9 protein-coding genes are annotated in these 12934 nt (G+C 74.4%); 1 reads left to right on the top strand and 8 read right to left on the bottom strand.

The annotated features are described in order from the left end of the window. Window positions 1-11 precede the first annotated feature (11 nt). The 4 genes from HCJ94_RS11625 to HCJ94_RS11610 all read right to left on the bottom strand — a co-directional run bounded on the left by HCJ94_RS11625 (window position 12) and on the right by HCJ94_RS11610 (window position 4254). A complete protein-coding gene (locus HCJ94_RS11625) occupies window positions 12-950 on the bottom strand; it encodes a TAXI family TRAP transporter solute-binding subunit (RefSeq protein WP_309227225.1) in 939 nt (312 codons plus the stop codon). Window positions 951-1020: 70 nt separating this feature from the next. Continuing rightward, window positions 1021-1683 carry a hypothetical protein gene (locus HCJ94_RS11620; RefSeq protein ID WP_168000995.1) on the bottom strand — a complete coding sequence of 221 codons (663 nt, stop codon included), beginning with the start codon at window positions 1681-1683 and terminating at the stop codon, window positions 1021-1023. Window positions 1684-1789: 106 nt separating this feature from the next. Next, window positions 1790-2584 carry a peroxide stress protein YaaA gene (yaaA, locus tag HCJ94_RS11615; RefSeq protein ID WP_168000994.1) on the bottom strand — a complete coding sequence of 265 codons (795 nt, stop codon included), beginning with the start codon at window positions 2582-2584 and terminating at the stop codon, window positions 1790-1792. Between the two features lie 59 nt (window positions 2585-2643). Next, window positions 2644-4254 (bottom strand): hypothetical protein, encoded by a 1611-nt coding sequence (locus HCJ94_RS11610; RefSeq protein WP_168000993.1) that lies wholly within the window; start codon window positions 4252-4254, stop codon window positions 2644-2646. A gap of 110 nt (window positions 4255-4364) precedes the next feature. Between HCJ94_RS11610 and HCJ94_RS11605 the strand changes: the two genes are divergently transcribed. Further along, the gene (locus HCJ94_RS11605) at window positions 4365-5444 is read left to right on the top strand and encodes an App1 family protein phosphatidate phosphatase (RefSeq protein WP_168000992.1); all 1080 of its coding nucleotides are present in this window, start codon (window positions 4365-4367) and stop codon (window positions 5442-5444) included. Window positions 5445-5854: 410 nt separating this feature from the next. Here HCJ94_RS11605 and HCJ94_RS29605 read toward each other — a convergent pair whose 3' ends face one another. The 4 genes from HCJ94_RS29605 to glgA form a co-directional block, all read right to left on the bottom strand. Then, window positions 5855-7186 carry a hypothetical protein gene (locus HCJ94_RS29605; protein ID WP_205801078.1) on the bottom strand — a complete coding sequence of 444 codons (1332 nt, stop codon included), beginning with the start codon at window positions 7184-7186 and terminating at the stop codon, window positions 5855-5857. A 284-nt stretch (window positions 7187-7470) separates the two neighbouring features. Beyond that, window positions 7471-9573 carry a 1,4-alpha-glucan branching protein GlgB gene (gene glgB, locus HCJ94_RS11595; protein WP_168000991.1) on the bottom strand — a complete coding sequence of 701 codons (2103 nt, stop codon included), beginning with the start codon at window positions 9571-9573 and terminating at the stop codon, window positions 7471-7473. Then, the gene (locus HCJ94_RS11590) at window positions 9561-11648 is read right to left on the bottom strand and encodes an alpha-1,4-glucan--maltose-1-phosphate maltosyltransferase (RefSeq protein ID WP_168000990.1); all 2088 of its coding nucleotides are present in this window, start codon (window positions 11646-11648) and stop codon (window positions 9561-9563) included. Before HCJ94_RS11590 ends, glgB begins: the two co-directional genes overlap by 13 nt. Before the next feature lie 38 nt (window positions 11649-11686). Beyond that, complete coding sequence (gene glgA, locus HCJ94_RS11585) at window positions 11687-12895, bottom strand: glycogen synthase (protein ID WP_168000989.1); 1209 nt, start codon at window positions 12893-12895, stop codon at window positions 11687-11689. Window positions 12896-12934 lie beyond the last annotated feature (39 nt).

The raw sequence follows: 12934 nt of genomic DNA, 5'->3' as shown, positions 1-12934 counted from the left end.
CCTGAAAGGCCCTAGGGCTTCGTGGCGCGGTACCAGGCGGCGGCACCCGGATGCAGGGGTAGGGGAGCGGTGGTGATGGCCGAGCGGGGGCTCATCCGGCCGGCGGCCGGGTGGGCCGCGGCCAGTTCCTCCCGCCGCTCCATGAGCAGCCGGGTCACCTCCCGGACCAGCCCCTCCGGCAGGTCGGCGCGGACGATCAGGAAGTTCGGGTTGGCGACGGTCGTGACCGGCTCCACCCCGTACACCGAGCGTGGGATGTCCCGGGAGACGTAGACGCCGGGGTGGCGGGCACGCAGCGGCTCGGTCCACGCGCCGAGGTCGACGATCCGGACGTGCCGGTCGCGGGCCAGCTCGGCCACGCCCCGGACGGGGAGGCCGCCGGAGAAGAAGAAGGCGTCGATCTGACCCGCGCGCAGCGCGGCGACCGAGTCGTCCAGGCCCAGCCGCTCCCGGCGTACGCCCTCGCCGCCCAGCCGGGCGACGTCGAGCAGCCGGGACGCGGTGATCTCGGTGCCGGAACCCGGCGCGCCCACCGACACCCGCCGGCCGCGCAGGTCGCCGATCGTGCGGATCCCGCCGGCCGCGTTGGTGACGAGGTGCAGCAGGTCGTCGTACACCCGGGCGACCGCGGCCACCGACGGGTCCGCGCCCGGCGCGGCGGGCAGCACGTCGGCCTGGGTGAAGCCCAGCTCGGCCGAGCCGGCGCTGACGCGCCGGACGTTCTCCGCCGACGCTGGGGTCACCACCACACTGGCGTGGACGTTCGGCAGCTCCCGGTTCAGGATCGTGGCCAGCGACTGACCGAAGGCGTGGTACACGGCGGTGGGGCTGCCGGTGGCGATGCGGATCTGCAGCGGCGGGCCGGCGTCCTCCCGGCATCCGGCGGGCAGCGCGGCCGCCAGCACCAGGGCCAGCAGCGCCGCGGCGGCTCGGCGGACACGTGCGTTCACGGGCTGCACTGTGCGCCGTCCGGGCGGTCGACCGCAAGCGGGCCCGCCCGGTTCGCCCCGATGCGGCCCGTCAGTCCGCCTCGCGGGGGGCGCCCAGCTCGGCGGCCTCCAGGATGCGGTCCCGGTCCGGGCCGTGCGCGACGCTGACCAGGAAGCAGCCGGTACCGGGGCGCAGCAGCGCCGGGACGTCCAGCAGGGCGGCACCCCGGACGAGGACCGCGGCCAGATCCCGGTCGGTGAGCCGGACCCCGAGGATGTGCCGGCGTACGTGCCGGCCGCCGGCCAGCAGCGCGGCGCGCCAGGCCGCCGCGGCGAGGCGGGGCCGCCACACGCGCCGTGCGGCGGACGCGCCGGGTACTGGCCCGCCGAGCAGTTCGCGCCGCCCCTGCCGCCAGCCGGCCTCCAGCGCGGTCGCGTACGCGTGCCGCCGCGCCACCGGCACGGTCAGCCGGTGCAGCTCGTAGCGACGGCGCAGACCGCCGACGGCACGTTCGTGCGTGACCGGTACGTCGAGCCGGTCGAGCAGCTGACGCATCCGCAGGGCGGCGTCCTCGCGGTTGAACTCCACGATCCCGGGCCGGTACACGGGCGTGGTCCGCCTGGTCCCGACCATCGCTGGCGGGGTCACGCAGCGCAGGAGGCAGGCGGCCTCGAACGCGGCGGCCAGCGTCAGCCAGTCCAGCGGTGGCGAAATCGACGGCGGCCGGGGCCGGTCGAGCAGGATGGGTTCCACCTGGGACTCCTTCGGGCGGCGTCGGGGTTCCCCTACCGTGGCCGCTGCCTGCCCCCGGCGGAACACATCCGGCCGAGCTTTGAGGAAATCTTGCGGGTGGACTTCGCTACAACTCGGTGACGACGACGTCGACGGTGCGCGGGCGGCCGGTCGGCGACGGCTGCTCCACCACCGCGTACTTGAGGTCCCGCAGCGCGGCTACCAGCCCGTCGGCGGTGCGCGGCCGGGCCCCGGCGGTCAGCAGGTCCCGCACGAGGCGACCCTTGGTGGCCTTGTTGAAATGGCTGACCACCGACCGGACCGGCACGCCGTCGACCTCCCGCTCGTGCAGCACCCGGACGGTCACGGTCCGGTCCGCGACCGGCCCGCGCGGGGTCCAGGTCGCCGCGTACGCGCCCGAGCGCAGGTCTAGCACCGGCCCGTCGCCGGCCGCCGCGGCCAGCACCGGCGCCAGCGCCCGCCGCCAGTACGCCGACAGCGCCCCGATCCCAGGCAGCTTCGCCCCGACCGGGCAGCGGTACGGCGGGATCCGGTCGGTGAGACGGACCGCGCCCCACAGGCCGGAACTGATCAGGACCGTCCGGCGGGCGGCGCGTACCGCGGCCGGCGGCAGGGTGGCGAGGTCGAGGGCCTCGTAGAGCACCCCGGTGTAGAGGCGCTCGGCCGGCGCGGTCGCCGCCTCCCGCAGCCGGGCGTTGCGGCGCAGTTCGCCCCGCTGGCCCGGGCTCAACCCGAGCGCGGCCAGGGCCGCCTCCTCGTCGCCGGCGGACACGGCGGCCAGCGCCGCCACGACCTCCTCGCGGGCCGGGGTCAGCTCCGGCAGCGAGAGGCGGGAGAGGTCGAGCCGCCGGCCGGTGCCGGCGTCGGCCTTGCCCTCCGAGGGCGGCAGCAGGATGAGCATCGGGGGAACTCCTCGCTCCCGGTGCCCGCGCACCGGAGGAGGCCAGGGTACGTCCCGCCCTACCGCCAGGGCCGGACCGGCGTCTCCGGGTGGTACACGCGATACCCGCCGACGTCGGCGACGAGCGCCGCGTCGGCCCGGTCCCGCAGCAGCCGGCGCAACCGCCGCTCCAGCGTCGAGCCGGCCTCCACCACGTACCCCGGGCGGTCGGCCGCCGCGACGCGTTTCCAGTACGCCGGGTACCGGTTCTGGCCCGGGCTGAACGCGTCGTCGAGGACCCCGCAGACGACCTCCTCGCCCGTGTTGAAGATCAGGCGGTTGCACGTCCAGTAGTCCCCGTACACCTCCCGCGGGCCCGTCGCGCGCAGGGCGTCGGCCAGGTCGCGGGCGGCCCGCTCCTCGGTCCGGGAGACCCCCGTGCCGGTGGTCGCGAACAGCAGGGTGACCACCAGGCTGGTCGCCGCGAAGGCGGCCAGGGCCGCCGTGGCGACAGCGCCCGTCAGCCGGCCGGCCACACCGGTCGTTCCCCGCCACGCGGCCACCGCCGCCCGCCACAGCGGCCACAGCACCGCCGGCAGGGACAGTTGCAGCACCGCCAGGTAGCGCGCGTTGCCCAGCGGATCGGAGACGGAGTGCGGGCTGCGGGCGTACGACAGCAGGGTCAACGCCGCGCCCACGACCAGCGCGAGGTGCACGACCGGGCCGACCCGCGCGGCCCGGCCGGAGGCCCGACGGTACGCGACGAGCGCGGCCACGGAGGCGACCACCAGCAGCACCGGGTAGAGCAGCCCGAACCAGCCCTGCCAGTGGGCGCAGCCGTCGACCGGGCAGAGCCCCATGGCGAGCGGAACGCCCTCCAGCACACCCCCGGAGATCCGCTGTGACCAGGGCGGGGCCGGTCCGGCGCGGCTGCTGATCTCGCGGAGCACCGACACCGAGTCCTGGCCCGGTGGGGCGACCAGATTGTCCCGGACCATCGGGGCGATCCCGAGCGCGAACCCGGCCACCAGCAGCGCGCCCGCCCAGCCGAGCAGCTCGCGGCGGGCCACCCAGAGCAGCGCGAGGGCGGCGGCGCCCACGTACGGCAGGCTCAGCCAGTCGGACCAGACGGCGAGCCCGGCCAGCAGACCGAAGAGGCCGGCGGCGAGCCGGCGGTGCCGGATGGTGTCCCGGGCCAGCCCCACGGCCACCAGCAGCATCACCACCACCGCCACCTTCGTCTCCGGTCGGCCGCCCACCACGGTCAGCTGGTCCCGCACCACCCGCTCGGAGCCGAGCGCCAGCAACCCCACGACCAGCGTGGCGAGCCACGGCGACGCGATCCGCCGGGTCAGCCGGTGGATCAGCCAGAGGAACAGCGCGTACAGCACCAGCAGGGGTAGCCGCAGCACCGGCCAGCTCGGCCCGGCGAGGGCGACCAGGGGTGCGGCCAGGTACGCCTCCAGCATCCCCATGTAGCGCTGCCCGTACAGGAAGACGGGGTGTTCCCGGCCCTCGGCGATGTGCAGGGCGGCGAGCCCGAAGGTGGCCTCGTCGCTGTTCGACACCGGGATGGTGTGCAGCGTGAGGACCAGTCGGTACGCGACGCCGGCCGCCCCGAGCACCAGCGCGACCAGCGCCGGCCGGTCCAGCCGCGGGCGCCGACGCCCACCGTGCACAGGTTGCGACACGACCAAGGCCCCCGTCGTCGTCCCGACCGGAGTCTGTCACGTGGTACCGGCGGGCCGGGCCGGTTCGGGACAGCGGAGGGGCGGGGCGCGGGCCGGGCTGGATCGCTCGCATGGCCGACCTACGCCGGTTGTGGCAGGGTTGCAGCGTGCCACCCACTGCCGCCGGCCAGCTGGCCGTACCCCAATTGCACCGGGCCGCACGGATCGAGGACGCCGTCCACCACCTGGTCGAGCGCCGCCTGCGGCGGACCGGCTGGCGGACCAACATCGTCGCCTACACGGGCTACGGCGCGCCCGGTTGGGTACGCGTGATGTGCCGGGTGCTGCTGGGACGGCCGGACACTAGGCAGCGGGGCCGGCTGGAGAAGGTCCGGGGCTGGCGCAGCTTCACCACCCTGCCGGCGAAGTACGTCACCGTGACCATCGAGTCGGGTGGGAAGCGGCACGAGACCCGCACCGACCGCAGCGGCTTCGTCGACACCGTGGTCGAGGCCGACCTGCCCCCGGGCTGGGGCTCGGTACGGATCACCGTGCCTGACGCGGAGCCCGTCGAGGCGCCGGTGCGCATCCTCGACCCGCAGGTGCGCTTCGGCATCCTGTCCGACATCGACGACACGGTGATGGTCACCGCGCTGCCCCGGCCGCTGCTCGCCGCCTGGAACACGTTCGTCCTGGACGAGCACGCCCGCGCGGCGGTGCCGGGGATGGCCGTGCTCTACGAGCGGCTGGTGACCGCCCACCCCGGTGCCCCCGTCTTCTACCTGTCCACCGGGGCGTGGAACGTCGCGCCGACCCTCACCCGGTTCCTGTCCCGGCACCTCTACCCGGCCGGGCCGCTGCTGCTCACCGATTGGGGCCCGACCGCCGACCGGTGGTTCCGCAGCGGCCGGGAGCACAAGCGGGCCACCCTGGCCCGGCTGGCCCGTGAGTTCCCCGAGGTCAAGTGGCTGCTGGTCGGCGACGACGGTCAGCACGACCAGGAGATCTACCGGGAGTTCGCCGCCGCCCACCCGGACAACGTGGCCGGGGTGGCGATCCGGCGGCTCTCGCCCACCCAGTCGGTCCTCGCCGGCAGCATGCCCCATCCGGCCGGCGACAGTTCGTCGGCCGGCCCGATGGGGCAGAAGTGGCTCTCCGCGCCGGACGGCGCCGGCCTGTGGAAGCTGCTGCGGGACGCGGGCCTGGTCTGACGTCCGTCGCGCCGGCGCCCGCGTCCCGCAGGGACGTCAGTTGGCGCCCGGCCCGGCATCGGTGAGCGGTACGGGCGGCGGACGCGGATCGTTCAGCGTGGCGGACGCCGGCGGCCACAAGATCAGCAGTGCGTGCCGGTCGGGGTCACGGCGAGTGACCGATGTGACGAGGCGTGACCCGTCGAACTTTCCACCGATCCGGAGACCTCGTTCGGCCCTCCAGGGGGCCGATTCCGTCCACGATTGCCATCGGTGTGGCCGGGGATCGCCGGAGCCCGTGCAGGCGGCGGCGGGGCGCGGGCCAGGTCGGTCCTGGTCCGCGCCCCGCTGAGCGTGGTCGTCTCCATGCCGCCGGCATCCCGCCTTCCGGCACCCGGTGGCAGCCCCATGCCGGCGGCATGGAGTCGATCTCAGTTGTCGGTCAGGCAGCCAGCCGGGCTGGGGTCGTCCACCATGACGGGAGCCGCGGCACCGCCGGCCTTGCCGTTGCCGTTGCCGTTGGCGTTGGCGTTGGCGGCGCCGGCCTTGTCCTTGCCGTTCGCCTTGCCGTTGCGGTTGGCAGCGCCGTTGCCGTTCGCGTCCGCCTCGGCGTCGTCGCCCGCACCGTCCTCGACGTCACCCGCGCCAGCGTCACCGGCACCGGCCTCGTCGCCAGCCGCGCCGGCCTCGTCACCGGCCTCGGCGTCACCCGCACCGGCCTCCGCACCGGCTTCGGCGTCGTTGCCCGCGTCGGCTTCCTGGCGGGCCTGCTGGATCGCCTGCACGAGCGCCTGGATCTCCTGGAGCAGGGCCCGCACCTCCGCCAGCTGGGCCGCGATCTGGTCCGCCACGTCCTGCTCGGCACCGGCCTCCTGCTCGGCGCCGGCGTCCTCCTCAGCTCCGACGCCCTGCTCGGCGCCCGCCTCGGCGTCCTCGCCGGCTGCGTCGTCCTGGCCCGCGTCGGCCCCCGCCTCGGCGTCGCCGGCTCCGGCCTCCTGACCGGCTCCCGCGTCGCCCGCCTCCTGGCCGGCCTCGGCGTCGCCCGCGTCCGCGCCGGCTCCGGCGTCGCCCGCGTCCTGGCCGGCTCCGGCGTCCTGGTCGGCCTCAGCGCCGGCGTCCCCGCCCGCGTCCTGGCCGGCCCGGGCCGCCTCGACGAGCTGGGCGATCTGCTGGATCAGGCCGCCGATCTGGCCCACGATCGCCGCGGCCTGCTCGGCCCCGCCGCCCCGCGCCGCCGCCTTCCCGGACGCCCGCTGCGCGGCCCGCTCGCGCGCCTGGTCCACGATCCCGCCGATCGAGTCGACGGCACCGCGCACCTGCTGCACCCGGGCGGCCGTCGCCCGTGGGTCGTCGATCCGGCCGGCCCGTTCGGCGCGTAACCGCTCGGTGGCCGCCCACGCCTCCTTCGCCCGCGCCGCCACCGCGACGTCCCACGGCACCTCCGGGCACACCGCGCCGGCGACCTGCACCTGGGCCGTGCAGCCGGCGGCGGCCCGCCGCTGCTGGAGCAGGTCGACGACCGCCTGCCGGTTGGCGATCCGCGCCGCCGAGTTGGCGTCCGGGTTCTGGCGCTGGCCGGCGATGAACGTGAGGTTGTTGCGTAGGGCGGTGTCGAGGCCCTGGCAGTTCTCCGCCGCCTGGCCGACGCCGGTGGCCACGGCGAACGCGGCCCCTGTCGTCACCGCGATCGCGGCGATCCCGGCGATCTTGCGCTGTCGGGCCGTTACCGTCGTCCTGCTGCTGGTGCGTCTCGTCCACGCCATCGAAGCTCCCTCCGCCTCGTCCGTCAGGAAGTGGCCGGCATCCGATGTGCGGTACGGCAGGGCGGCAGGGGAAGTTCAGACAATCTACGCCCGACGGCCAAACTATCCACGCAGCGTGACGAAGCAGGCCGGCCGGGGTGCTCGGCGTGACCGTCCGACCCGCAACAGCCGAAGGCCAACTCGACTTCCCTGAAGTCGGGGCCTTCCGCTGGGACCGATACCGCGACGTCACCGAAGTCGAGTGGATCACGTCACCCGACGCCGCCGGGCCTCGGCGACGCCGCTCAGGCGGGGCGGAGCCAGAGGACGCCGAGCGGGGGTACGCGGAGCGCCGCCGACGCCGGCATCCCGTGCCACGGCACGTCCTCGGCGCGTACCTGCCCGAGGTTGCCCACACCGGACCCGCCGTAGTGGTGGGCGTCGGTGTTGAGCACCTCGCTCCACGTCCCGCCGGCGGGCAGGCCGACCCGGTATCCCTCCAGCGGCAGCGCGGAGAAGTTCGCCACGCAGACCAGCGTCGCGCCGTCCGGGGCGATCCGGATGAACGAGACGGTGTTGTTGGCGACGTCGTCCCCGGCGATCCAGCGGAACCCGGCGGGCTCGGTGTCCTGCGCCCACAGGGCGGGCGTGTCGCGGTAGACGCGGTTGAGGTCGCCGACCAGCCGCTGGACGCCGGCCCGGCCCGGGTCGTGCAGGAGGTACCAGTCGAGGCCGCGCTCCTCGCTCCACTCCCGGTCGTCGGCCAGCTCGCAACCCATGAAGAGCAACTGCTTGCCCGGGTGCGCCCACATGTACGCGAGCAGCGCCCGGACGTTCGCCAGCCGCTGCCACGTGTCGCCCGGCATCTTCCCGGCGAGCGAACCCTTGCCGTGCACCACCTCGTCGTGGCTGATCGGCAGCACGTAGTTCTCGCTCCAGGCGTACGCGAGGGAGAACGTGAGCTGATGGTGGTGGTGCTGCCGGTAGATCGGGTCCTTCGAGGTGTAGAGCAGGGTGTCGTGCATCCAGCCCATGTTCCACTTGAACCCGAAGCCGAGCCCGCCGCTGTCGGTGGACCGGGTGACGCCGGGCCAGGCCGTGGATTCCTCGGCGATCATCACCACCCCGGGATGGTGCCGGTAGACCGTCGCGTTCGTCTCCTGCATGAACGCGATCGCCTCCAGGTTCTCCCGGCCGCCGTACCGGTTCGGCACCCACTGGCCCTCCTGGCGCGAGTAGTCCAGGTAGAGCATCGAGGCCACCGCGTCGACGCGGAGCCCGTCCACGTGGAACTCCTCGCACCAGTAGAGGGCGTTGGCCACGAGGAAGTTGCGCACCTCGCGGCGGCCGAAGTCGAAGACGTACGTGCCCCAGTCGGGGTGCTCGCCCCGGCGCGGGTCGGGGTGCTCGTACAGCGGGGTGCCGTCGAACCGGCCGAGGGCCCACTCGTCGCGCGGGAAGTGCGCCGGCACCCAGTCGAGGATCACGCCGATGCCGGCGCCGTGCAGCGTGTCGACGAGGTGGCGGAACTCGTCCGGGTCGCCGAAGCGCGAGGTGGGCGCGTAGTAGCCGGTCACCTGGTACCCCCAGGATCCGCCGAACGGGTGCTCCATCACCGGCAGGAACTCCACGTGCGTGAAGCCCAGCTCGGTCACGTACGCGGTCAGCTGGTCGGCCAGCTCCCGGTAGCCGAGACCGGGCCGCCACGAGCCGAGGTGCACCTCGTAGACGCTCATCGGCTCCTGGTGCGGCGCTCGCCGGGCCCGCCGCTCCAGCCAGGCCGCGTCGTTCCACTGGTACGTCGAGTGGTGCACCACCGACGCGGTGGCCGGCGGCACCTCCGCGTACGCCGCGAGGGGGTCGGCCTTGTCCCGCCAGTGGCCGTCGGGCCCCAGGATGCGGTACTTGTACCGGGCGCCGGCCCCGACCCCCGGCACGAAGACCTCCCACACGCCGCTGGAGCCGAGCGAGCGCATCGGCCAGCCGTCGTCCGGGGACCAGCCGGTGAAGTCCCCGACGACGCGGACACCGCGCGCGTTGGGGGCCCACACGCTGAACGCCACGCCCTCGTCGAACACCCGGGCGCCGAGCGCCTCCCACAGCCGCTCGTGCCGGCCCTCGCCGATCAGGTGCAGGTCCAGCTCACCGATCGTCGGCGGGTAACGGTACGGGTCGTCGTGCGGCCGCCCGTCGACCTCGACCCGGTAGTCGAGCACCTCGCCGGGGACGACCGCCTCGAAGACCCCCACGTCGTGCACCCGCTTCATCGGGTGCCGCTCCCCGTCGACGAGGACCGCGACGTCGCCGGCGCCGCGGCGCAGGGTGCGGATCGTGGTGCGCCCGTCGGCCGGGTGGGCCCCGAGCACCGCGTGCGGATCGTGGGTGTGGCCGGCGATCAGCTGGTCCATCGGGCTTCGTCCTTCGAAGTGGGGGCGGTGCCGCCGGAGAGGTCGTCGGGCACCGCCTCGACGGTGAGCTCGGCCGGTGCGGCGGCCGGCGGTGGGGCCAGCGCGGGCGGGACCGGGCGGCGCACGGTGAGCACGTGTGCGGGTTGCAGGTACGGGTCGAGCCGGACGGCGTTGCGCTGACCCCAGTCGTAGCTGGCCCCGGTCAGCTCGTCGTGCACGGTGAACCGTTCGTGCCAGTCGAAGCCCAGCGCCGGCATGTCCAGCGTGGTGTTGCCCCACTGCACGCCGTGCGAGTCGAAGGAGCAGACCACGATCACCGTGTTGCCGGTGTCGGCGTCGCGCTTGGACCAGCAGAGCAGTGCCGGGTTGTCGATGTCGTGGAACACCAGGTTGCGGAGCTGGTGCAGGGCCGGGTTGGCCTGCCGGATCCGGTTGAGGGTGGCGATGAACGGGGCGAGCGAACGCCCCTGCGCCTGCGCGCCGGCCCAGTCCCGGGGGCGCAGCTCGTACTTCTCGTTGTCCAGGTACTCCTCCGCGCCCGGGCGGGCGACGTGCTCGAACAGCTCGTAGCCGGCGTACATGCCCCAGGACGGGGAGAGCAGCGAGGCCAGCACCGCCCGGATCTTGAACATCGGCGGGCCGCCGTGCTGGAGCGACTCGTGCAGGATGTCCGGCGTGTTCGGCCAGAAGTTCGGTCGCATGTAGTCGACCGCCGCCACCAGCTCCTCGCAGTACGCGCGCATCTCCGCCGCCGACGTCCGCCACGTGAAGTACGTGTACGACTGGGTGAAGCCGATCTTGCCTAGGCCGTGCATCATGGCGGGCCGGGTGAACGCCTCGGCGAGGAAGAGCACGTCCGGGTCGACCTTCTTGACCTCGGCGATCAGCCAGTGCCAGAAGTTCACCGGTTTGGTGTGCGGGTTGTCGACCCGGAAGATCTTCACGCCCTCGCCGACCCAGTGCAGCACGACCCGGAGGATCTCCGCGCGGATCCCCTCCGGGTCGTTGTCGAAGTTCAGCGGGTAGATGTCCTGGTACTTCTTCGGCGGGTTCTCCGCGTACGCGATGGTGCCGTCGGCGCGGGTGGTGAACCACTCCGGGTGCTCGGTGACCCACGGGTGGTCCGGCGCGCACTGCAACGCCAGGTCCATCGCCACCTCCAGGCCCGCCTCGGCGGCGGCCGCGACGAAGTCCCGGAAGTCCTCCGGCGTACCCAGGTCGGGGTGGATGGCGTCGTGGCCGCCCTCGGCGGCGCCGATGGCCCACGGCGAGCCCACGTCGTCCGGCCCGGCGACGAGCGTGTTGTTGGGGCCCTTGCGGTTGATCCGGCCGATCGGGTGGATCGGCGGCAGGTACAGGATGTCGAAGCCCATCGCCGCGACACCCGGCAGGCGTTCGGCGGCGGTGGCGAACGTCCCGGAGCGGGCCGGCGCGTCGACGGTGGCCGGGATCGCGCCCTCCGAGCGGGGGAAGAACTCGTACCAGGCGGAGAAGAGCGCCCGCTTCCGGTCGACCCAGAGCCGGTACACGTCGCCGGTGGTGACCAGCTCCCGGACCGGGTGCTCCCACAGCAGGTCGGCCAGCTCCAGCGCGGGACCCACCCGGCGGGGGAGCGGCGGCGCCGGATCGGCGAGCGCGGCGACCGCGGCGGCCACCCGCTCCCGGTCGCCCGCGGGCACCAGCTCGGCGGCGGCGGTGAGCACGCGGACGCCCTCGGCCAGGTCGTTGGCCAGGTCGTCGGGGCCCTGCCCGGCGGCGATCTTCTTGGTCACCGCGTTCTGCCAGGTCAGGTACGGGTCGGCGAACGCCTCGACGGTGAACGTCCACTCGCCGACCGTGTCCGGCCGGATGGTGGCATGCCAGCGGTCCTGCCCCGGCTCCCCGGGGGCCATCCGGGTGAACGGCCGGGCCTGCCCGTCCGGGCCGAGCCAGACGACGTTGCAGCCCAGCGCGTCGTGCCCCTCACGGTAGGCGCGGGCCGACACCGGGACCAGCTCGCCGACGACCGCCTTGGCCGGGTAGCGACCGCACGAGACGACGGGGGAGACGTCTTCGATCGGGAAGCGTCCAGTCACCCCGTCAACCTACTGCGAGAGATCGCTTCGCGCTCGGGTCAGCCGGCGGCGCCCACCGACCGGTACACCTCCACGGTCCGCCGCGCGACCGTGTCCCAGGAGAAGTGCTCCACGGCGCGCCGTCGCCCCGCCCGCCCGAACTCGGCGGCCCGCGCGGGGTCGGCCAGCACCTCGTTGATCCCGGCGGCCAGGTCGGCGACGAAGCGCGCCGGGTTCAGCGGCCGGCCCGTCCCGTCACCGGCCTGCTCGATCGGCACCAGCAGCCCGGTCTCGCCGTCGGCGACGACCTCCGGGATGCCGCCGGTCGCCGTGGCCACCACCGCCGTCTCGCAGGCCATCGCCTCCAGGTTGACGATGCCCATCGGCTCGTAGACGGACGGGCACACGAAGACGGTGGCGTGGGTCAGCACCTGGATCACCTCGTGCTTGGGCAGCATCTCGGCCACCCACACCACGCCCGAGCGGTTGGCCCGCAGCTCCGCGGCCAGGCTCTCCACCTCGGCGGCGATCTCCGGCGTGTCGGGCGCGCCGGCGAGCAGCACGAGCTGGGTGTCGGCGGGCAGTTCCCGCGCGGCGCGCAGCAGGTACGGCAGGCCCTTCTGCCGGGTGATCCGCCCGACGTAGACGACGCTGGGTCGGGACGGGTCGATCCCGAGCCGGTCGACCACGTCGGTGCCGTGGTCGGGGGCGTACTGCGCGGTGTCGATGCCGTTGTGGACCACCCGCACCCGGTCCGGGTTCACCGCCGGGTACGCCATCAGCACGTCCTGCCGCATCCCCGCGCTGACCGCGATCACGGCGTCGGCCGACTCCACCGCCGTCCGCTCGCACCACGAGGACAGCGCGTACCCGCCGCCGAGCTGCTCGGCCTTCCACGGGCGCAGCGGCTCCAGGCTGTGCGCGGTCACCACGTGCGGCACGCCGTGCAGCAGCTTCGCCGTGTGCCCGGCGAGGTTCGCGTACCAGGTGTGGCTGTGCACCACGTCGGTGCCGGCGCAGCCCGCGGCCATCTCCAGGTCCACGCCCATCGTGCGCAGCGCGGCGTTCGCGCCGGCCAGGCCGGCCGGTTCGGCGTACGCGGTGACGCCCGGCTCGGTGCGCGGCGCGCCGAAGCAGTGGACCCGTACGTCGGCGAGGGCGCGCAGCTCGCGGGCCAGGTACTCGACGTGGACCCCGGCTCCGCCGTACACCTCGGGCGGGTACTCGCGGGTGAGCAGGTCGACGCGGATCCGCGGGACGTCGGTCATGCCCGGCACCCTAGTGCAGAAACCCACGCCGCACCGGGT

It is taken from the genome of Micromonospora thermarum (assembly GCF_012034245.1).
GTDB lineage: Bacteria > Actinomycetota > Actinomycetes > Mycobacteriales > Micromonosporaceae > Micromonospora > Micromonospora thermarum.
The sequence above is the reverse complement of the archived record's forward strand: the minus strand, read 5'-3'. Positions and strand labels throughout refer to the sequence as shown.

Bases quoted from the DNA above. Each gene is read 5' to 3' on its own strand.
- HCJ94_RS29605 (WP_205801078.1), bottom strand. From the start codon at position 7,186: ATGGCGTGGACGAGACGCACCAGCAGCAGGACGACGGTAACGGCCCGA.
- glgA (WP_168000989.1), bottom strand. From the start codon at position 12,895: ATGACCGACGTCCCGCGGATCCGCGTCGACCTGCTCACCCGCGAGTAC.
- HCJ94_RS11605 (WP_168000992.1), top strand. From the start codon at position 4,365: ATGGCCGACCTACGCCGGTTGTGGCAGGGTTGCAGCGTGCCACCCACT.
- glgB (WP_168000991.1), bottom strand. From the start codon at position 9,573: ATGGACCAGCTGATCGCCGGCCACACCCACGATCCGCACGCGGTGCTC.
- yaaA (WP_168000994.1), bottom strand. From the start codon at position 2,584: ATGCTCATCCTGCTGCCGCCCTCGGAGGGCAAGGCCGACGCCGGCACC.